The organism is Pseudomonas sp. NFACC41-3 (assembly GCF_900109505.1).
Lineage (GTDB): Bacteria > Pseudomonadota > Gammaproteobacteria > Pseudomonadales > Pseudomonadaceae > Aquipseudomonas > Aquipseudomonas chlororaphis.
In genome coordinates, this window is the sequence record NZ_FOAE01000001.1 from 11631 (window position 1) to 31187 (window position 19557).

At 63.4% G+C, this 19557-nt stretch carries 18 protein-coding genes; 5 read left to right on the forward strand and 13 right to left on the reverse strand.

Annotated features, from left to right (window positions below):
* The first annotated feature begins 313 nt into the window (after nucleotides 1–313).
* Complete coding sequence (locus BMY68_RS00040) at nucleotides 314–1657, forward strand: OprO/OprP family phosphate-selective porin (protein WP_062823313.1); 1344 nt, start codon at nucleotides 314–316, stop codon at nucleotides 1655–1657.
* A 96-nt stretch (nucleotides 1658–1753) separates the two neighbouring features.
* Here the strand turns inward: BMY68_RS00040 and mtr are convergent, their stop codons facing one another.
* The 8 genes from mtr to BMY68_RS00080 all read right to left on the reverse strand — a co-directional run bounded on the left by mtr (nucleotide 1754) and on the right by BMY68_RS00080 (nucleotide 10728).
* Nucleotides 1754–3031 carry a tryptophan permease gene (mtr, locus tag BMY68_RS00045; RefSeq protein ID WP_085530103.1) on the reverse strand — a complete coding sequence of 426 codons (1278 nt, stop codon included), beginning with the start codon at nucleotides 3029–3031 and terminating at the stop codon, nucleotides 1754–1756.
* 99 nt (nucleotides 3032–3130) lie between these two features.
* On the reverse strand, nucleotides 3131–4474 hold the full coding sequence (locus BMY68_RS00050) for an amidase family protein (protein ID WP_085530104.1): 1344 nt from the start codon (nucleotides 4472–4474) through the stop codon (nucleotides 3131–3133).
* A gap of 36 nt (nucleotides 4475–4510) precedes the next feature.
* Entirely contained in the window at nucleotides 4511–6220 is a 1710-nt protein-coding gene (locus BMY68_RS00055; RefSeq protein WP_085530105.1) for an NAD(P)/FAD-dependent oxidoreductase, read from the reverse strand.
* 18 nt (nucleotides 6221–6238) lie between these two features.
* Entirely contained in the window at nucleotides 6239–6709 is a 471-nt protein-coding gene (locus tag BMY68_RS00060) for an aromatic-ring-hydroxylating dioxygenase subunit beta (protein ID WP_009042645.1), read from the reverse strand.
* Nucleotides 6702–8003, reverse strand: a complete 1302-nt coding sequence (locus tag BMY68_RS00065) for an aromatic ring-hydroxylating dioxygenase subunit alpha (RefSeq protein ID WP_085530106.1) — start codon at nucleotides 8001–8003, stop codon at nucleotides 6702–6704. The genes BMY68_RS00060 and BMY68_RS00065 overlap by 8 nt, the downstream gene beginning before the upstream one ends.
* 13 nt (nucleotides 8004–8016) lie before the next feature.
* A complete protein-coding gene (locus tag BMY68_RS00070) occupies nucleotides 8017–8964 on the reverse strand; it encodes a flavin reductase family protein (protein ID WP_085530107.1) in 948 nt (315 codons plus the stop codon).
* A 14-nt stretch (nucleotides 8965–8978) separates the two neighbouring features.
* A complete protein-coding gene (locus BMY68_RS00075; RefSeq protein WP_007920620.1) occupies nucleotides 8979–9380 on the reverse strand; it encodes a hypothetical protein in 402 nt (133 codons plus the stop codon).
* Nucleotides 9361–10728 carry an MFS transporter gene (locus BMY68_RS00080; protein WP_085530108.1) on the reverse strand — a complete coding sequence of 456 codons (1368 nt, stop codon included), beginning with the start codon at nucleotides 10726–10728 and terminating at the stop codon, nucleotides 9361–9363. The genes BMY68_RS00075 and BMY68_RS00080 overlap by 20 nt, the downstream gene beginning before the upstream one ends.
* Nucleotides 10729–10846: 118 nt before the next feature.
* Between BMY68_RS00080 and BMY68_RS00085 the strand changes: the two genes are divergently transcribed.
* Entirely contained in the window at nucleotides 10847–11734 is an 888-nt protein-coding gene (locus tag BMY68_RS00085; RefSeq protein WP_085530500.1) for a LysR family transcriptional regulator, read from the forward strand.
* 46 nt (nucleotides 11735–11780) lie between these two features.
* On the forward strand, nucleotides 11781–12905 hold the full coding sequence (locus BMY68_RS00090; RefSeq protein ID WP_085530109.1) for a GNAT family N-acetyltransferase: 1125 nt from the start codon (nucleotides 11781–11783) through the stop codon (nucleotides 12903–12905).
* Between the two features lie 16 nt (nucleotides 12906–12921).
* Here BMY68_RS00090 and aqpZ read toward each other — a convergent pair whose 3' ends face one another.
* From aqpZ to BMY68_RS00115, 5 genes are all read right to left on the reverse strand, one after another.
* On the reverse strand, nucleotides 12922–13620 hold the full coding sequence (gene aqpZ / locus BMY68_RS00095) for an aquaporin Z (protein WP_009042651.1): 699 nt from the start codon (nucleotides 13618–13620) through the stop codon (nucleotides 12922–12924).
* Nucleotides 13621–14151: 531 nt separating this feature from the next.
* Entirely contained in the window at nucleotides 14152–15984 is a 1833-nt protein-coding gene (locus BMY68_RS00100; RefSeq protein WP_009042652.1) for an ABC transporter ATP-binding protein, read from the reverse strand.
* 88 nt (nucleotides 15985–16072) lie between these two features.
* Nucleotides 16073–16636, reverse strand: coding sequence for a peptidylprolyl isomerase A (locus tag BMY68_RS00105; protein ID WP_007920626.1), 564 nt, complete (start codon nucleotides 16634–16636; stop codon nucleotides 16073–16075).
* Nucleotides 16637–16639: 3 nt separating this feature from the next.
* Nucleotides 16640–17443, reverse strand: a complete 804-nt coding sequence (locus BMY68_RS00110; RefSeq protein ID WP_085530110.1) for an alpha/beta fold hydrolase — start codon at nucleotides 17441–17443, stop codon at nucleotides 16640–16642.
* Between the two features lie 43 nt (nucleotides 17444–17486).
* Complete coding sequence (locus BMY68_RS00115; RefSeq protein ID WP_007920628.1) at nucleotides 17487–18410, reverse strand: PA3225 family LysR-type transcriptional regulator; 924 nt, start codon at nucleotides 18408–18410, stop codon at nucleotides 17487–17489.
* A gap of 49 nt (nucleotides 18411–18459) precedes the next feature.
* On the opposite strand from BMY68_RS00115, the gene BMY68_RS00120 reads away from it, so the two are divergent.
* Nucleotides 18460–18774 carry a hypothetical protein gene (locus tag BMY68_RS00120; RefSeq protein ID WP_007920629.1) on the forward strand — a complete coding sequence of 105 codons (315 nt, stop codon included), beginning with the start codon at nucleotides 18460–18462 and terminating at the stop codon, nucleotides 18772–18774.
* A gap of 149 nt (nucleotides 18775–18923) precedes the next feature.
* On the forward strand, nucleotides 18924–19523 hold the full coding sequence (locus BMY68_RS00125; RefSeq protein WP_085530111.1) for an FMN-dependent NADH-azoreductase: 600 nt from the start codon (nucleotides 18924–18926) through the stop codon (nucleotides 19521–19523).
* The last annotated feature ends 34 nt before the right edge of the window (nucleotides 19524–19557 follow it).

Sequence of the window (19557 nt, forward strand, 5' to 3'; positions counted from 1 at the left end):
GTAGCCGCTGCCGCAGGCTGCGATAAGGCCGAAGGCCTTCAGCGATCTTGAAGTCGCTGCGGCCGTTCGGCCGATCGCAGGCCTCGCCAGCGGCTACAGGGTTTCGTTTTCCCCCTAATACCCCGCCGACCGCTCTAGTACAGGCTTTTTGCCTTATTTCGTTTGGGAGTAAAAAAGTTCCGCTGTCATCAAATCTTTATCTATCGGCAACTCCCCTGAAATAACCCGCCGCCAAGATTCCCTCCCAACACAAGCGGGCCTGACTCGCGTGTTTTTTCCAGCGCTACAGACCACCAATTAGGGGAAATCTTCGATGATCCGTAAGCACTTCGCCGGTTTTGCCGCCAGCGCCCTGGCCCTGGCAGTTACCGCCCAGGCTTTCGCTGGCACCGTCACCACCGATGGCGCCGATATCGTAGTCAAGACCAAGGGCGGCCTTGAGGTCGCCACCACAGACAAAGAGTTCAGCTTCAAGCTCGGTGGTCGCCTGCAAGCCGACTACAGCCGCTTCGACGGTGTCTACACCAAGAACGGTGACACCGCCGACGCCGCTTACTTCCGTCGCGCCTTCCTCGAACTGTCCGGCGTGCTGTACACCGACTGGGCCTACACCATCAACTACGACTTCTCCCACAACACCGGCGACTCCGATAACGGCTACTTCGACGAAGCCTCGCTGGCTTACAACGGCTTCAAGCCGGTGTCGATCAAGGTCGGTCGCTTCGACCCGGACTTCGGCCTGGAAAAAGCCACCAGCTCCAAGTGGGTGACCGCGCCGGAACGTAACATCGCCTACGACATGGTCGACTGGGCCAACACCCACCAGAACGGCCTGGGCCTGCAGGCTTCCAGCACCTTCGCCGATTCCTTCTATGCCTCGGCCGGCGTGTTCAGCAAGGACACCGACGACACCGACGGCGACAGCGTCAAGCAGGTCAACGGTCGCTTCGTCTTCGCTCCGATGCACGATGCCGGCAACGTCCTGCACTTCGGTGTGAACGTGGCTTCGCGTGATGTCTCCGACACCGCATTCGACTCCCGTTATCGCACCCGCATGGGCATGCGTGGCGTCGAGACCCTGGGCGGCAACGATGCCGGCACCAACGGCAACCGTCCGGTGCTGGGCGGCAGCTCGACTTCGCCGGCCGGTTCCTTCGACCGCGACACCGCGCTGGGTCTGGAAGCCGCGTTCGCCATGGGCCCAGCCTCGATCCAGGGTGAATACATCACCCGCAAGACCAAGGCTGATTCCAACGCCTACGAAGACATCAAGGGCCACGGCTTCTACGTGCAGGGCGCTTACACCCTGACCGGCGAATCCCGCGGCTACAAGGTGGGCAAGTTCGACGCCATCAAGCCGGCCAACAAGGCTTTCGGCGCCTGGGAACTGTTCTATCGCTACGACAGCATGACCGTCGAGGACGACAACATCACCACCGCCAGCCTGACCCGCGACGTCGGCGATGCCGAAGTCAAGGTGCACAACCTGGGTGTGAACTGGTACGCCAACGAAGCGGTGAAAATCTCCGCCACCTACGTCAAGGCCAAGACCGACAAGGTTACCAACGCCACGGCCGCCAGCGGTGGTACTCCAGCCGCGCGTACCGGTGACGACGACGGCGACGGCTTCATCGTTCGCGCGCAGTACGTGTTCTAAGGTTCATTTACCGCTGTAAAGAGCTCTTCCTCATCCGTTAAAGCTCCTTTCGTTTCAGCCCCGCTCCGGCGGGGCTTTTTTTTGCCCGTCTCCCGGCTAACGCCAGACCGGTAGCAGGTCGAAGCTGAACAGCAGGTGGGCCAGGGCGTTGGCCAGGCCGAACAGCAGCACCAGAACGATCATCGGCGTGCCGCCCCAGACCCGGTACAGCGGGCTGGCGAAGCGCTTGCGCGAGGCGCGGGCGAGCAGGGCCGGGGTGATCACCGCCCAGACGGTCGCCGCCAGGCCGGCAAAACCGATGGCAAGGATGAAGCCTTCCGGCCAGATCAGCGCGCAGCCGATCGGCGGGGCGAAGGTGACCAGCGCGCTTTTCAGGCGGCCTTGGGGGCTGTCGTCGAAGCCCAGGGAGTCGGCGATGTAGTCGAACAGTCCGAGGGTGACGCCGAGGAACGAACAGGCCACGGCAAAGTTGGAGAACAGGGTCAGCAGCAGGTCGACCCGGGCGCTGTCGAGCATGCTGCCCAGGGCGCTGATCAGCACATCGATGGTGCCGCCCTGGCGGGCGATGTCCTTGAACTGCTCGCGGGGCAGGGTGCCCATGGTGCAGAGCATCCACACCGTGTACAGGACCAGGGCGATCAGGGTGCCGATCAGCAGGCAGTTGCGGATGCGCTGCGGGTCCTTGCCGTAGTGCTTCATCAGGCTCGGCACGTTGCCGTGAAAGCCGAAGGAGGTCAGGCAGAACGGCAGGGTCATGAACAGATAGGGCAGGTAGTCCGGCTGTGGGTTGCCGCGATCGAGCAAAACCTGTGGCTGCACCTGGCCGAGCAGGCCGCCGAAGGTCAGGAAGAAGGCGAGGATCTTGGCGCCGAACACCAGGGTGGTGATGCGGCTGACTGCCGCGGTGCTGAGCCAGACCACCAGGGCCACCGCCAGGGCGAACAGCAGGCCGCCGTTGCGCGAGGAAATCTCCAGGCCCAGGGTGTGGGCGGTATGACGGATCACCGAGCCGCTGGCCGAGATGTAGGCATAGGTCAGGATGTACAGGACGAACACCAGGGTGGCGCCGTTGAACAGGCTCCAGCGCCGGCCGATCAGGTCACGGGTGATGGTCGAGAAGCTCGCTCCCGGCCGGTAGTTGAGGTTGGCTTCGAGGATCATCAGCCCCGAGTGCAGGGTGCAGAACCAAGACAGCGCCAGCACCGCGAGGGAACCTTGGAACCACAGGCCCGACATCATCACCGGCAGCGAGAACATGCCCGCTCCGACAATGGTGCCGCCGATGATCATGGCGCCGCCAATGACCGAAGGCCGGCGTTCGGCGACCGTGCAGTGGGAGGGCGAAGGGGATGAAGCGATGGACGTACCGCGCATGGCAAGGCCTGCAATGAAATTGTTATTGGAGGTAGCGAGGGGGTCGCCTCGGATGTGCGGAAAACCGGCAGGCCGGCTCCCGCGCACCCGGGCGCTGAATCAGCGCAGAGCCAGCAGGCGGCCCAGTTGCTGCGCCATCTGTAGCAACTGGTGGTCCTGCCCGGGCAAGGCGTCGAACGACAGCCCGACCGGCAGGCTGCCCGGCTCGGCCACCGGCACGCTGACACTCGGCGCCGCCAGGTTGCTGGCCGGGTCGGTGTTGCGCACGAAACGCTCGAAATGCTCCTGGGCGCCGCTGTCGCTCAGCAGCGGCGCGGTGCAGCTGACGGTCGGGTAGGCGATCAGGTCCAAGCGGTGCTGCTGGAACAGCCCGGCGTATTCCCGATCCAGGCGGATCTTGCTCATCAGGGCCTGCACGTAGTCCTCGTAGGAAATGGCCGGGCTCTCCAACTGCGCCATCAGGGTCTTCTTGATCTGCGGGTCGCGGATCTGCGCCAGGATCTCGAGGAACCGCTCGCCACAGCCGGCCTTCAGCAGGAAGCGCGGGAAGTCGATGAAGAACTCGAAGATCGGCAGCGGGAACTGGATGCTTTCGTTGATCTCGCCGATCAGGCGGTCGTCCACCGGCACCATCTCCACGCCCTGATCGGCCAGGCTATCGATCGCCGCGCGGCAATCGCTGTGCACCTTGGTCTCCAGCTCGGACCAGAAGAACCGCTGGGGAATGCCGATGCGTAGGCGCTTGGGCTCGGTCGGTGCGGTGAAGGAAGTGCCGGTCAGATGCCGATGGACGAACAGCGCGTCTTCCAGGCTGCGGGTCAGCAGGCCCGGTGAGTCCTTGGTCTGGGACACCGGGACGATGCCGTCGCCGGGGTAGGCCCCGGTGCTCGGCCGGAAGCCCACCACGCCGCAGAAGGCTGCGGGAATCCGCACCGAGCCGCCGGTGTCGGTGCCCACCGCGCAGGGCACCAGGCCGGCGGCCACGGCCGCGGCACAACCACCGCTGCTGCCACCGGCGCTGTGTTGCAGGTGGCGCGGGTTGACCACCGCGCCGTAGCTCAGGTTGGCCGAGGTCACGCCGAACGACAGCTCGTGCATGTTGTTCTTGCCGGCGACCCGCGCGCCCAGCGTCCTGAAGCGCCGGACAATGCCGGCGTCCGCGGCCGGGTGGTAGTCGGCCAGGCCAGGGGTGCCGGCGGTGGTCGCCAGGCCACTGACATTGATGTTGTCCTTGAACGAAACCGGGATGCCGTAGAGCGGCGCCTGGCGCTGCTCGGGCGTGCCGGTGTCGCCGCTGAACGCCTGCGCGGCGAAGCTGATGAAGCTGTTCAGGTGCCTGGCGTCGGCGTATTGCTCGAGCAGCGCGCGGTGCCAGGAATCCAGGCAGAGGCTGCCCTGGCGAAACCCGTCAACGAGCGCTTCGATCGAAAGCTGGCTGTACATGAAAAAGTCTCAACGAAAGTCGGTAGGGGCCTGGGCTCAGCAATAGCGGAAGTGCGATTGCAGATCGAACAGCGGGTTGCCTTCGAGCAGTTCGCCGCCGAGGCTGGCGATCACCGCGCAGGCACCGTTCAGGGCGGTCTGCACCGCGCCTTCGGCCCAGCCGCCGGTAAACGAGCTGCCGCAGCCGGCCAGGTACAGGCCGGTGTCCTGCTGCGGGTCGAGGGCGGTCTTGAACTGATAGAACAGGCGCTGGGAGTACAGGTCGTCGCCGGGGAAGTTCAGCTTGAAGGCGCCCAGGGCCTGCTTGTCGGTGAGCCAGTCGTATTCCAGTACGTAACGCTGGTAGTCGCCGTCCAGCGGCACCAGGTGGCTAGCGAACTGCGGCGCGCTCATCGCCAGTTCGTCCACCAGGCGCTTGCAGCGCTGGACCTTGTCGGTCATCGAAACCATTTTGTGCGAGTCGTCTTCCCAGGTGTAACTGATCAGCACCACGCCCCAGGAGTCCGGGTCCTGCGGGGCGTAGTCCAGGCAGTAGACGCCCTTGACCAGGGTGTCGGTCTGGATGTTCTGCGCCAGGCCATGTTTGAGCCAGAACTTGTCGCGGGTCAGGATGAACAGCTTGGACGAGCCGACCATGTGGGTTTCGTTGATCGCCCGGGCCACGTCGCGATTGACGAACTGCTCGGCCTGGGTGAGGCGCATGTTGACTTGCAGGGCGCGGGTGGTGGCGGTGGTGATCACCCGGTCGCAACCATAGGTTTCACCGTTGCAGCCTTGCAGCAGGATCTGCCCGTCGGCGCCCTTGCTGATGGATTCGATGCGGGTGCGGCAGATCCGGTCGCGTAGGGCGATGCCATGGAATTCCTCGTCGGCGATCCGCTCCCAGAGGGTGGAAATGCCATTGGGCACCAGCCGCTGGTTGACTTCGAAGGCGTTGATCACCAGCCGCAGGATCTCGGTGAACGAGGCCCGGTACACCGACTGGAACCCACCCGAGCCGATGCCCAGGGAACCGAACAGGTGGAAGTCTTCCGGCTTGCGCCAGCGCTTGCCGCCCGGCGGGTTGTTCGAGGTGAAGATCTGCACCATGGCCGAGTAGAAGGAGTGGTCGCCAAAGCAGTCCAGGTAGCGTTGCCACTCCGGCTGCACTTCGGCGTATTGCTGTTTTTCCAGCAGGTCGGTGAGCAGCAGCGGCGGCGCCAGGAAGGTGCCGTCGTCCAGGCGCACGCCCTCCTTGAGAAAGGCGTTCCAGCCCTGGTGCACGGTGTTGAAGATCGGCGGTGGATTTTCCCCGGCCGGCCAATGGTGGGTTTCGCCGCGGTAGTGGATTTCGGTGTCGACCACGCCGGGGTCGGGGAAGGCCTCGGTGGTGCCGATGCCGAAGCGGTCCAGGTAATGGAACAGGCCGACTTCGCTCGGCGGGAAGCGCATGGCGCCCATCTCGGCGATGAACTGCGGTTGTGTTTCGTCGAAGCATTGGGTCAGGAAACGCCCGCCAAGGTGGTCTTTCGAGGCTTCGAACAGGGTGATGCGGGTGGCGCCGGCGCGCAGCAGTTCATAGGCCGCGATCAGGCCGCTGAGGCCGGCGCCGACGATGCCGACGTGCTTGTCGGCGATCGCCGGCGGCAGGTGACCGATGGCCTGGGTGGCACGGCGCAGGAACTGCCCATAGTCGTACAACAGGTCGATGTTGGGGAACGAGCGGGTGCCTTGGGTTTCTTCGAAACCGGAGTGGGAGGAGTTCACAGGTAAGGGTCTCGGAAATCAGATGATGAGCTGCAGGCTTTCAAACGCGCGGGAAGGGTTGAGCAGGAGGACTTTCTTGCGCTGGATCTTCCACTGGCCGGCGAGGCACAGCAGTTGGTGTTCCACGGTCACCGGGTAATGCCATTCGCTGTCGCCCCGGGCTTCGCAATACAGCATGGGGGTCCGGCAATGGGCACTCAGGCCATCCGCATCGAGGCTGATCGTTGGCCGCTGGGCAATGTGCAGGCCGCGGCTCTTGGGCTGCTGCGAGAAGTTGCGGGCGCTGGCCAGGCGGTTGATGCGCAGGGTGGTGAGGAAGCGGTCCTCATACAGCAGCGAGGATTCGCGCAACGGGCAGGGTTGGTCGTGGCGCAGCGGAATCCAGTAGTGGAAGTCGTCGCACAGCAGCTGTTGCCAGGCGTCGAAATCCTGTTGGTCGAGAAGCGCGATCTCTTGGTAGATCAGCTGTTCGAGGGGCGAGTTATCCATGGGCGGTCGATCCGTCTGGGGCCTGCATCAGTTGCTGCCAGGTGTTGTAGAAGTTGCGCATGGCCCGTTCGCTGGTGCCGGACACCACCTGGGTCTGCTCAAAGGCTTCGCCCGGTTCGAACAGGCGGGCGACATTCACCCAGTCGTTGGCCTGGCTGCGCAGCCCGTCCATGGCCCGCTCGTACATCTCCACGTCGTCGTGGGCGACCATCGAGCATGGCGAGTTGATCAGGTTGTTGTACTGCACGGTTCTTTCCAGCAACTGCACCGGCGCGCCCACCAGTTCGAAGATCCACGATTCGACCACGGTTTCGCTGGCCGAGATCGGGCGGATCACCCGCAGGGTCTGGATCGGTCCCTTGACCATCAGGTTGGGGAAATACACGGTGTTGTGCCGGGTGTCGTCGAGGATCGCCGCGGCCTGGGTTTCGCCGTAGCTCTCGACCATCAGCTCCCAGTAACCGGGAATGCTCGAATAGGCCTTGTGGATCGAGTTGCTGACACCGGTGTGGCCATGGCCGTTGGGCCAGGTGCGGATGCCCATGGCGCTGAAGAACTCGTAGGACGCCATGAACGGCGAGAACAGTTCCACGGCCATCGGCGGCTGGCCGTCGTGCCCGGTTTCCTTCCACAGGCGAATGGCTTCGCCGGCCGAGGATTCGTGGGCGACCATCGGGTGGCAGGTGTCGGTCTGGTTGTCGACCACCATCTTCCAGTTGCAGCGATGGCGGTGCAGCAAGGGCTGGCCGATGGCGCGCAACTGCCCCTGGGGCGAGCGCATGACCATGTTGTCCAGGGTTGACAGCGAGTCGCCGAAGAACTCGCTGAAGCCGACGCCTTGCTCCTTGAGGCGCACGAACACGAAGCCCCGGTAGTTCTCCATCGCCGCCACCGGCTGCATGCCCTTGTGGGCGGCGCAGCTGCTGAGGTCGCAGTCGTCGTATTCCTTTTTCACCGGGATGCTCAGCAGCTGGCCGTCGGTCTTGAAGGTCCAGGCGTGATAGGGGCAGCGGATAAAGCGCCCGACATTGCCTTGCGGCTCGGCCAGCACTTTCACGCCCTTGTGCGGGCAGCGGTTGTGCAGCACGACGATCTCGCCGTTTTTCTGCCGGACCATGGCCAGCGGTTGGCCGGCGATGTCGCCGGTGAAGAAGTCGCCGGTTTCCGGGACCAGGCTTTCATGGCCCAGGTAGCACCAGCTGGCGGCGAATACCTGTTGTTGTTCTCGCTCGAAGAGCGACGGATCAAGGAACAGCGTGCGATGCACTTCCTTGCCGTTGAAGTAGTTGTCCAACGAGGTTCTCTCTTTAGATGACCAGTTTCAGGCTTGGGCTTTTGGCCCGGGATACGCAGGGGTAGATCTTGTTGCTGCAGGCGGCCTGCTGCGGACTCATGATGAAATCGCGGTGATCGACTTCACCTTCCAGCACGTCCAGCTCGCACACCCCGCATTCGCCGCGACGGCAGTCGTAGAGCGGCTCCAGGCCGGCCTCTTCGAGGGCGTCGAGCAGGGACTGGCCGGGCTGCACCCGCAGGTCGACGCCGGAGTCCGCGGCGTGCACGGCGAAGCCGGGGTCATCCTCGGCCAGGCAGGTGTTGAAGACTTCGAAGTGGATGCGCTCGCGGGGAAACCCCAGGCTCTGGGCATGGCTGAACACGTCGTTGAGCATGGCTTGCGGGCCGCACACATACAGGCGGTCCCGGGGTTGCAACTGGCCCAGCACCGCGGCCACCGACGGGCGCCCTTCGGCCGAGTCGGAGCAGTGCAGGCTCAGGCTGTCCTGCAGCAGCTCGCGCATCTGCGCGGCGTAGGCGGCGTCGCCCGCGCTCTTGGCGAAATAGTGCAGCCGCGCCGGACGCTGCCGGGCTCGCAGATGCCCGAGGATGCCGGTCAACGGGGTGATGCCGATGCCGCCGGCGAGGGCGATGTCGGCGCCGTCGCTGTCGTCCAGCTGGTAGTCGAAGGCATTGAACGGGCCGTCGAGCCGTACCGGGTCGCCGGCCTTCAACTGGCGGATATAAGCGCTGCTGGGCGAGTCGGGGTTCAGGCGGATGGCGAACACCAGGCTGCCCGGGGGCAGCTCATGTTCGGCCAGCTCGACCCGGGAGTAGTGACGCCATTGCTCGAGCGTGGGAATCCACCATTTGAAGTGGGCCCCGGCGGTGGTCTCGCAGGGAGCCGGGACAAGAGGCTCCAGAGTGATTTCCTTGATGCTTGGCGAGAGCATCAGGCACTGGGTGATCTGGTAATTCATGGGGTGACTCGCTGTCAGCTTAACGGTGTTTCATGCAGGTACAGCCACTGGGCCGAGTGCTCATGGATGCGGATCACCACCACCGAGAGGCGCGAGGTTTCCTTCTGGTCCAGGCGATGGGTTTCCTTGTAGCGGATCGCCGCGCTGTGGCCTTCGTGCCACACGGTGTGCAGGTCGCTGACAAGGATCTCCAGGCCGGGGCGGGCACCGACGGCGCCGCGGAACATCTGTTCGACCTGCTCGCGGCTGACGATGGCGCCTGCGGTGGTGACCATGCTGAAGTGCTCGGCGAAGGCCGGCAGCAGGCGGTCGATGGCGGCGGCACCGTTGCCGTCCTGGTCGGTGAAGACCGCGTGGATCAGGTCGTGGACCGCATGGATGCTGTGTTTGGCCTGTTCAACGATTGTGTTGTGCATGACATTCCTTTTGCGTGGTCAGGTTGCTCATCTGCAACAGGGGTAACAGACCCATCACCGCCGCGATGACGAAGGTCAGGTGATAGGCCGGGGTAGACGCCAGGCGGGCGAGCAGCAGGTTGTAGATCATCAGGAACAGCGCGGCGCCGATGCTGAAGGACATCTGCCGGTTGATGTTCCAGATCACGCTGCCCTTGTGGGTATCGGCACCTTCGAAATCCATCAGCGAAGTGGTTTGCGCGGTATTGGCGCCGATGCCGCCGCCGATGCCCATCAGGCAGTAGGCGATGACGATGATCGGCAGGTCGGCGGCGCTGTCGACCAGGTAGAGGGTGGCGATGCCGGCGCTGTGCAGGAGCATGCCGAGGGTGAACAGGCGCCGGGCGCCGAAGCGGTTGTAGACCCGGCCGCAGACCAGCATGGCGATGAAGGCGCCGCTGGCGTAGAGGATCATGAACATGCCGGTCAGCTGGGCGCTGAAGTGCAGGCTGTTCTGCAGGAAGAAGATGCTCAGCAGGTTGACCCCGGTGAACACCCCGGGAATCGCGTAGTAGATGAAGATCGAGGTGCTGAGTTTCTTGCTCTTGAGCAGGCTCAACTCGACGATGGCGTTGTCGCAGCGGCGGTAGTGCAGGACATACAGCACCACGCAGGTGACCCCCAGCATCAGGCAGCTCAGGGCGGCCAGCGGCGGGTAGTCGCCGCCGTACAGCGACATGCCCATCAGCAGGCTGCCCAAGGCCGAGCTGACCAGCAGCAGGCCCTTGATGTCCGGGCGCGCCAGGCTGGCGGGCCGGGCTTCCTTGATCCACAGCCAGGACAGGGCGGAGGCGATCAGCGAGAACGGAATGTTGCTGTGGAACACCCAGCGCCAGGAGCTGCTGTCGACGATCACGCCGCCGATGGTCGGCGAAATGGCCGGGGCGATCAGCGCGACGGCCATCACCAGGGTGGAGATCTTGGCCCGCTGCGGGCCCTGGAACAGGTTGAAGGTCAGGGCCTGGCCCACCGGGATCAGCAGGCCGCCGCCGATGCCCTGGACGAAACGCCAGATCACCAGTTCATGGAAGCTGCCGGCCATCCCGCACATCCACACGGCGGTGCTGAACACCAGCATCGAGGCGGTGAGGGTTTCGCGGCTGCCGAATCGTCCGGCGAGCCAGGTGCTCACCGGAATGATCAGGGTCAGGCCGAGAATATAGGCATTGGCCACCCAGGCCACGGATGAAGTCGAGACGTGCATCTCATGGGCAATACTCGGTAAAGCCACGGCCGACATGAATATGTTTATACAGTCGATAAAGAATCCGATGAGGAATATAAGAGCCACTTTGTAGCGATAAGTCATATGATCTCCCTTTTGCGGCGGGATCATAGGAGCGATAGACCGAGGGTGTCGATACGCCTATACTTGAAACATTGTTTGGTGGAATTTGACAATGATTTACAACACGGTGAGCTACAACATGCACACGCATCTAAATCGCGTCCAGACATTCCTGGCGGTTGTCGATTTCGGTTCCTATACCAAGGCGGCCAACTACCTGTGCATCAGCAAAGCCATGGCCAGCCTGCATGTCAAGGCGCTCGAGGAAGTTTTGTCGGCGACCTTGTTGATCCGCAATACCCGCAATATATCCCTGACGGAAATAGGCCAGGACTTTTATAACGAGTTCAAGGGGATTGTCGCGGATATCGACAATGCCTTCGAGAATGTTCTGCATGGGCATAATCGTATTTCCGGAAAGTTGCGTTTCAGTTCAACTAGTGAGTATGGCGAGCGCTATATACTGCCGATTATTTCCAAGTTCACCGAGCGTTATCCGGAGATCCGTCTTTGTTATAACTTCAACTCTTCGTTGAATGATCTGGTGGCGGAAAAACTCGACCTGGTGATCCGCCTGGGCAACCTCGCCGACTCGGCTTTCAAGAGCCGCAAGCTGGCCGATTACGACATCGTCCTGGTGGCCACTCCGGACTTTCTGGCGCGTCATCCGGTGGGCGAGCCACAGGACCTGAACAACGTGCCGTGGATCGCCAACAGCAACCTGCAAGGGCCGACCAACTGGACCCTGAGCCACCCGCAACGGGGCCAGGTCGAAGTCAGCGGGCCCAATCATTTCGAATCCAATTCCTCCACCGCCATTCGCGCCATGACCCTGTCGTCCCTCGGGGTGTCGGTACTGCCCGGCTGGGTGGTCGAGGACGACCTGGCCAGCGGCCGGCTGGTGCGCCTGCTGCCCGACTACGCCTTGCCTTCGCAGTCGGTGAACGTGGTGTTTCCCAACAGTTCGCACCTGCCGCACAAGTCGCGGGCGTTCATCGATTTCCTGTTGCTGCACCTGGGGCAGTGATCGGCGATACTCGGCGCGTTCGTGGACCACACTCGCGGGGAACCCAATGCCGTTGCAATCCTTGACCAGCCTGGCCGCCGTCGATCCGCAGCAATGGGACGGTTTGCTCAGTGACGGCCAGCCGTTTCTGCGTCACGCCTTTCTCAGCGCGCTGGAAGACAGCGGCAGCCTCGGCCCGAACTCTGGCTGGCAGGCCGAGCACCTGCTGCATGTGCAAGACGGACGCCTGATCGCGGCGCTGCCCAGCTACCGCAAGTGGCATTCCTATGGTGAGTACGTGTTCGACCATGGCTGGGCCGACGCCTGCGCCCGGGCCGGCATCGAGTATTACCCCAAGCTGCTGAGCGCCGTGCCCTTCAGCCCGGTCAGCGGCGCGCGGCTGCTGGCGGCAAGCCTGGAAGACGGCTTCGAACTGCTGCAAAGCCTGCCCGGTTACCTGGAGATCGAAGGGCTTTCCAGCGCCCATATCAACTTCACCGACGCCTTCACCGATGCCGCCCTGGCCGGGCACCCCGGCTGGCTTGAACGCCTGGGCTGCCAGTTCCATTGGCAGAACCGTGGTTACCGGGACTTCCAGGACTTTCTCGATACCCTCAGTTCGCGCAAGCGCAAACAGATGCGCAAGGAGCGCGAACAGGTGGCGGGGCAGGGCATCGAGTTCGAGTGGCTCGAAGGCCGGCAACTCAGCGAAGCGCAGTGGGATTTTGTCTACGCCTGTTACGCCAACACCTATGCCGTGCGGCGCCAGTCACCCTACCTGACCCGGGCCTTTTTCAGCCTGCTGGCCGAACGCATGCCCGAGGCCATTCGCGTGGTGCTGGCCAAGCAGAACGCCAGGCCGGTGGCCATGGCCTTCAGCCTGATCGGTGGCGACAGCTTCTACGGGCGTTACTGGGGCTGCCTGGCGGAATTCGATCGCCTGCATTTCGAAACCTGTTTCTACCAGGGCATGGATTACGCCATCGCCCAGGGGGTGCAGCGTTTCGACGCTGGGGCCCAGGGCGAGCATAAGTTGATTCGGGGGTTCGAGCCGGTGATTACCCGATCCTGGCACTACCTGCGACACCCCGGCTTGAAAGCGGCGGTGAAGGATTTTCTCCAGCAGGAGCGGGTGGGCGTGCTGGCTTACGCCGAAGAGGCGAGGGTCGCGCTGCCGTATCGGCAGGCGTGACCCTCGGGGGTTGCTGTCAGCTGTCTTCCTTGCCCAGCCAGCGATAGATGCCACCGCCGACCACTGCGCCGAGAATCGGCGCCAGCCAGAACAGCCACAGTTGCTGGATCGCCCAGCCGCCGACGATCAAGGCCGGCCCGGTGCTGCGCGCCGGGTTGACCGAGGTGTTGGTCACCGGAATCGAGATCAGGTGGATCAGCGTCAGCGCCAGGCCGATGGCGATCGGCGCGAAGCCCACCGGCGCACGTTTATCGGTGGCGCCGAGGATGATCACCACGAACATCCCGGTCATCACCAGCTCGCTGACAAAGCCCGCCGCCAGTGAGTAGCCCCCTGGCGAATGTTCGCCATAGCCGTTGGAGGCCAGCCCGCTGGCCAGCTCGAAGCCGGGCTTGCCGCTGGCGATAAAGTACAGCAGCGCCGCGGCGATCACCCCGCCTATCACTTGCGCGATCACATAGGCGGGCAGTTCCTTGAGTGGAAAACGCCCGCCGACCACCAGGCCGACGGACACCGCGGGGTTGAGATGGCAGCCGGAGATATGGCCGATGGCGAAGGCCATCGTCAGCACGGTAAGACCGAAGGCCAGCGCCACGCCCAGCAGGCCGATGCCGACCTCCGGAAACGCGGCCGCCAGTACGGCGCTGCCGCAACCACCCAATACCAGCCAGAAGGTACCTAACAACTCAGTGACTGAACGTTTGAACAGCGACATAGAAGTTATTCCTTATCGATCCGATAACGCCGTTATGCAGCCGTGCAGCCTGGCTACAGGCCCTGTTCCAGAACCTAGGCTCAGTACAGCAGGCTTTTTTTACAAATCCAGTGCGAAAAAAAACGCCAGGGCCCTGTTCACGGGGCTCTGGCGTTTTCTGTAGCCGCTGGCGCAGCCTGTGATGGGCGGGTAGCTGTAGCCGCTGCCGAAGGCTGCGATCGACCGCGCAGCGGTCGTAAATCTTGCAACCTTGATCTGCCTGAAGGAGCGCATTCACCGGTTTGCGACTGCTTCGTCGGAATGCCGCCCAAGCCGATCGCAGCCTCGCAGGCTCGGCAGCGGCTACAGGGAGCGGAAAAATGTCGGGCCCTGATGTGGCGTTTTTGTAGCCGCTGCCGAAGGCTGCGATCGAGCGCGCAGCGGTCGCAAAGCCTGCAACCGTGATTTGCCTGAAGGAGCGCATTCGTCGGTTTGCGACGGCTGCGCCGCCGAGCGCAGCCTCGCAGGCTCGGCAGCGGCTACAGGTACAGGTCAGTCGATACCGACGAACCCCCCGGTCTGGTGCTGCCAGAGGCGCGCATACAAACCGCCATGGGCCAGCAGCTCGGCATGGCTGCCGGTCTCGGCGATGCGGCCTTTTTCCAGGACCACCAGGCGGTCCATGCGGGCGATGGTCGAGAGGCGGTGGGCGATGGCGATCACGGTCTTGCCCTGCATCAGGGTCTCCAGGCTTTCCTGGATCGCCGCCTCGACTTCCGAGTCCAGGGCCGAGGTGGCCTCGTCCATGATCAGGATCGGCGCGTCCTTGAGCAGCACCCGGGCAATGGCGATGCGCTGGCGCTGGCCACCGGAGAGTTTCACCCCGCGCTCACCGACGTGGGCATCGAAGCCGGTGCGGCCCTGGGCGTCGGAAAGCAACGGGATGAACTCGTCGGCGCGGGCCTTGCGCACCGCTTCCCAGAGTTCTTCGTCTGTGGCGTCGGGCTTGCCGTACAGCAGGTTGTCGCGGATCGAGCGGTGCAGCAGCGAGGTGTCCTGGGTGATCATGCCGATCCGTTCGCGCAGGCTTTCCTGGGTCACGTCGGCGATGTTCTGGTTGTCGATCAGGATGCGACCGCTCTCCAGGTCATAGAGCCGCAGCAGCAGGTTGACCAGAGTCGACTTGCCGGCGCCGGACGGGCCGATCAGGCCGATCTTTTCCCCGGGCCGGATGGTCAGGTTGAGGTCGCTGATGACCCCGGCCTTTTTCCCGTAGTGGAAATCCACATGCTCGAAACGCACTTCGCCGCTGGCCACCGCCAGGCGTGGCGCCTGCTCGCGGTCGCTGACGCTGATGGGCTGGGCGATGGTCTGCAGGCCGTCCTGGACCATGCCGATGTTCTCGAAGATGCCGTTGACCACCCACATGATCCAGCCGGACATGTTGACGATGCGGATCACCAGGCCGGTGGCCAGGGCGATGGCGCCGACCGAGATCAGCGACTGGGTCCACAGCCACAGGGCCAGGCCCGTGGTGGAGACGATCAGCAGGCCGTTCATGGCGGTGATCACCACGTCCATGCTAGTGATGACGCGCCCGGCCAGCTGGCTTTTCTCGGTCTGCTCGCCGATGGCTTCGCGCGCGTAGTTCTGCTCGAAGTGGGTGTGGGCGAACAGCTTGAGGGTGGTGATGTTGGTGTAGCCGTCGACGATCCTGCCGACCAGCTTGGAGTTGGCGTCCGAGGAAATCACCGAGCGTTCCTTGACCCGCGGCACGAAGTACCAGAGCGCACCGATGTAGCTGGCGATCCAGATCAGCAGCGGGATCATCAGGTGCCAGTCGGCCTCGGCGAACAGCACCAGGGAACTGACCGCATAGATCAGCACGTGCCACAGCGCGTCCACCGCCTGCACCGCCGAATCGCGCAGCGAGTTGCCGGTCTGCATGATGCGTTGGGCGATGCGCCCGGCGAAATCGTTCTGGAAGAAGTTCAGGCTCTGCTTGAGCACGTAGCTGTGGTTCTGCCAGCGAATCAGGCTGGTCATGCCCGGGCTGATGGTCTGGTGCACCAGCAGGTCGTGCAGGGCGACGAACAACGGGCGGAAGATCAGCGCGACCACCGCCATCCAGGCCAGTTCGAGGCCGTGGGTCTTGAAGATCTCGACATTCGGCGTGCCCTGGGCCAGGTCGATGATCGTGCTCAGGTAGCTGAACAGCGACACCTCGATCAGCGCCACGAACAGGCCGACCACCAGCAGGGCGACGAAGCTCGGCCAGACCTGCTTGATGTAGTAGAGGTAGAAGGGCAGTACGCGGTTGGGGGGAGCGGCAGTGGGAGCGTCGCGGAAAATATCGATCAGCTGTTCAAAACGACGATAGAGCATGGGATCTGACGCCCGCGTGGCGGGCTCTCCTTATCAGTAAGCAGGCGCAGCGCCGTGTCAGCGCCGCGCCGGGACTCCCGGTGACACATTAGTCGATGCGCTTGGCCGACTTGATTAGCACGGGGTCGATCGGCACGTTCTGCATGCCTTGTTTGGTGGTGGTCTGCGAGTTGACGATCTGGTCGACCACGTCCATGCCGCTCACCACTTTGGCGAACACCGCGTAACCGGCATCGCGACCCGGATCGAGGAAGGCGTTGTCGGCGACGTTGATGAAGAACTGGCTGGTGGCCGAGTTCGGGTTCGAGGTGCGGGCCATGGACAGGGTGCCACGTACGTTATGCAGGCCGTTGCTGGCTTCGTTCTTGATCGGGTCGCGGGTTTCCTTCTGCACCATCTGCGGGGTGAAGCCGCCGCCCTGGACCATGAAGCCCGGGATCACCCGGTGAAAGATGGTGTTGGTGTAGAAGCCACTGTCGACGTAGTCGAGGAAGTTCTTGCTGGAGATCGGGGCCTTGACCGGGTCCAGTTCGACTTCGATCTTGCCGAAGCTGGTGTCCAGCAGGACGTGAGGCGCCTTGGCCGGTTGGGCGGCCATCAGGTTGGCAGCGAACAGAACGGAGCCGGCGACGAGGGCGATTTTTTTCAGCATGGGTCAGTGATCCTGGGTGGTGGTGTCGACTGCGGTTAAAAACTCGAGCAGGGTTTGGTTGAAGCGTTGCGGCTGGTCCAGCGGCGTGGCGTGACGCGAATCGGCGATCACCACCAGGCGTCCGTCGGGCAGCAGTTTCACATAACTTTCTTTCAGTGCGACCGGGGTGTAGTCACGGTCGGCGCTGATGACCAGGGTTGGACAGGCGACTTGCGAAAGTCGTTCCTGGACCCCCCAGCCAACGATGGCATCGAAGCTTGCGAGATAAGCACGTTTGTCGTTTTTTGCCCAGCGCTCGGCCATCTTTTGCCGCAGCTCGGCCTGCGCAGGTAGGGGGAACAATTTGCCGGCCAGGGCAATGCCGATGGTTTCCAGGCTGAGCAGGCGCATCAGGCTCCAGCGCTTGAACCATTGCCAGGCGTCGTTGGCGCTGCGGATCTTCACCTCGGGTGCGCTGTTGACGATGCACAGGCTTTTCAGCAGCCCGGGCTGATCCACCGCGACCTGGAAGGCGATCATGCCGCCCATGGACAGGCCCACCAGATGCACCTGCGACAGGTTCAGGTGCTCCAGCAGGGCGATGAGGTCGGCGCTGAAACCGGCGATGCTGTAGGGCCCACGAGGTTTGTCGGAGCGACCATGGCCGCGCACGTCGGGCAGGATCAGGCGGTAATGGGCGGACAGCTCGGCGATCTGCTTTTCCCAGTCACGGGTGCTGGAGCCGAGCCCGTGGACCAGCACCAGCGGTTCGCCATGGCCGTATTCCTCATAGTGCAGGGTGCATCCTTCGTGTTCGAAATAGGCCATGGCTGAATTCCTGTTCAGGCGCGTGGAGGGTTCAAGTACGGGGTCAGGCTTGTTCCGGGGCGGCGAACGGCGCGTCCAGCGGCGCGGTGTCGAAGGTGCGCAGCAGCTCGACGAGGATCTGCGTGGCCGGGCCCAGGGGTTTGTCCTTGTTCGAATACAGGTAGAAGGTCGGGTGGCGGCTGCCGCCCTGGTCCAACGGTAGCACCTTGAGCAGGCCCTCCCGGAGTTCGCGTTCGATCATATGCCGCGGCAGCCAGGCAAAGCCCAGGCCGCTGCCGACGAAGGTGGCGGCGGTGGCCAGGCTGCCGACGGTCCAGCGCTGTTCGGCGCCGAGCCAGCCGACGTCCCGCGGCTGTTGGCGGCCGGAGTCGCGGATCACCACCTGCAGCTGGCTTTCCAGGTCCTGGAAGTTCAGCTCGCGGTTCAGACGGTGCAGGGCGTGTTCCGGGTGGGCCACGGCGACGAACTCCACCGAGCTCATTTCCGTGCCCAGGTAGCCGGAGATATTGAAGCCGCTGATGGCCAGGTCGGCCACGCCTTCGAGCAGCACCTCTTCGACCCCGGACAACACTTCTTCGCGCAGGCGTACCCGGCAGCCACGGCTTTGCGGCATGAAGGCGGTCAGGGCGCGGACCAGGCGCGCGCTGGGGTAGGCGGCGTCCACCACCAGGCGCACTTCGGCTTCCCAGCCCTGTTCCATGTGGTGGGCCAGGTCTTCCAGCTGGCTGGCCTGTTTCACCAGTTGCCGCGAGCGGCGCAGCAATACGCCGCCGGCCTCGGTGAGCACGGCCTTGCGCCCATCGATACGCAGCAGCGGCACGCCCAGTTGGTCCTGCATGCGCGCCACGGTGTAACTGACAGAGGATTGCGAACGGTGCAGCGCTTCGGCCGCCTGAGCGAAGCCGCCGTGGTCGACCACGGCCTGCAGCGTTCGCCATTGATCGAGGGTAACGCGGGGCGCTTTCATGAGGAGCTCCTCTTGTCCTAAGCTGGCGCTCCTTATTGGAGACTGCCGAATGAGAAAATTCTGTTGTGTGTTGCTGGCCCTGCTGCCGCTCAGTGCGTTCGCCTATCCCATCGACGTGAAGAAACACCTCGAAGGCGTGAGCATCGACTACACCGCCTACGACACCGATGCCGACATCGGTTCGATCCAGGTGAACAACTACGGCACCACCGACGCCGCCTGCACGGTGGTCTTTCGCAACGGTCCCGAAGCCCCGCGCACGCGCAAGGTGGAAGTGGCGGCCGGCAAGTTCAAGAACGCCACGGCCAAGTTCAACCGCAGCATTATCAAGCTGCGCATCGACCTGACCTGTACCGCCAAATAAGCGCAAAGCGGAGCAGGGCGCGCGACCTGCTCCGCTTATAAACGAATTTATTGATTGGTTGTAGCAGTTATTTGCGCTTTTTCATCGATATGACTCTGTTTAATCTGCGCTCCATCGACCTACAGCGTTCCCGATGGAGGCTACATCCCATGTCCCGCGTTCTGATCATCGAAAGCAGTGCCCGTCAGCAGGATTCCGTTTCCCGTCAGCTGACCCAGACCTTCATCAAGCAATGGCAAGCGGCCCACCCGGGCGACCAGATCACCGTGCGTGACCTGGCGGTAACCCCGGTGCCGCACCTGGACATCAACCTGCTGGGCGGCTGGATGAAACCCGCCGGGCAGCGCAACGAGATCGAAGAGACCTCGCTGCAGCGCTCCAACGAACTGACCGATGAGCTGTTGGCCGCTGACGTGCTGGTGATGGCCGCGCCGATGTACAACTTCGCCATCCCGAGCACCCTCAAGGCCTGGCTGGACCACGTGCTGCGTGCCGGCGTGACCTTCAAGTACACCGCAACCGGTCCCCAGGGCCTGCTCAACGGCAAGCGTGCTTATGTACTGACCGCCCGTGGCGGTATCTACGCCGGCAGCACCGCGGACCACCAGGAACCTTACCTGCGCCAGGTCATGGGTTTCATCGGGATCCACGACGTCGAGTTCATTCACGCCGAAGGCATGAACCTGGGCGGCGACTTCCAGGAGAAGGGCCTGAACCAGGCCAACGCCAAACTGGCCCAGGTCGCCTGATCCGTTAATCGCCAGATAATCGCGCAGTGGTCTA

Coding starts and splice junctions, on each gene's coding strand:
- BMY68_RS00040 (WP_062823313.1), top strand. CDS start 314: ATGATCCGTAAGCACTTCGCCGGTTTTGCCGCCAGCGCCCTGGCCCTG.
- mtr (WP_085530103.1), bottom strand. CDS start 3,031: ATGCGCGGTACGTCCATCGCTTCATCCCCTTCGCCCTCCCACTGCACG.
- BMY68_RS00050 (WP_085530104.1), bottom strand. CDS start 4,474: ATGTACAGCCAGCTTTCGATCGAAGCGCTCGTTGACGGGTTTCGCCAG.
- BMY68_RS00060 (WP_009042645.1), bottom strand. CDS start 6,709: ATGGATAACTCGCCCCTCGAACAGCTGATCTACCAAGAGATCGCGCTT.
- BMY68_RS00070 (WP_085530107.1), bottom strand. CDS start 8,964: ATGAATTACCAGATCACCCAGTGCCTGATGCTCTCGCCAAGCATCAAG.
- BMY68_RS00075 (WP_007920620.1), bottom strand. CDS start 9,380: ATGCACAACACAATCGTTGAACAGGCCAAACACAGCATCCATGCGGTC.
- BMY68_RS00080 (WP_085530108.1), bottom strand. CDS start 10,728: ATGACTTATCGCTACAAAGTGGCTCTTATATTCCTCATCGGATTCTTT.
- BMY68_RS00085 (WP_085530500.1), top strand. CDS start 10,847: ATGCACACGCATCTAAATCGCGTCCAGACATTCCTGGCGGTTGTCGAT.
- BMY68_RS00090 (WP_085530109.1), top strand. CDS start 11,781: ATGCCGTTGCAATCCTTGACCAGCCTGGCCGCCGTCGATCCGCAGCAA.
- aqpZ (WP_009042651.1), bottom strand. CDS start 13,620: ATGTCGCTGTTCAAACGTTCAGTCACTGAGTTGTTAGGTACCTTCTGG.
- BMY68_RS00100 (WP_009042652.1), bottom strand. CDS start 15,984: ATGCTCTATCGTCGTTTTGAACAGCTGATCGATATTTTCCGCGACGCT.
- BMY68_RS00105 (WP_007920626.1), bottom strand. CDS start 16,636: ATGCTGAAAAAAATCGCCCTCGTCGCCGGCTCCGTTCTGTTCGCTGCC.
- BMY68_RS00110 (WP_085530110.1), bottom strand. CDS start 17,443: ATGGCCTATTTCGAACACGAAGGATGCACCCTGCACTATGAGGAATAC.
- BMY68_RS00115 (WP_007920628.1), bottom strand. CDS start 18,410: ATGAAAGCGCCCCGCGTTACCCTCGATCAATGGCGAACGCTGCAGGCC.
- BMY68_RS00120 (WP_007920629.1), top strand. CDS start 18,460: ATGAGAAAATTCTGTTGTGTGTTGCTGGCCCTGCTGCCGCTCAGTGCG.
- BMY68_RS00125 (WP_085530111.1), top strand. CDS start 18,924: ATGTCCCGCGTTCTGATCATCGAAAGCAGTGCCCGTCAGCAGGATTCC.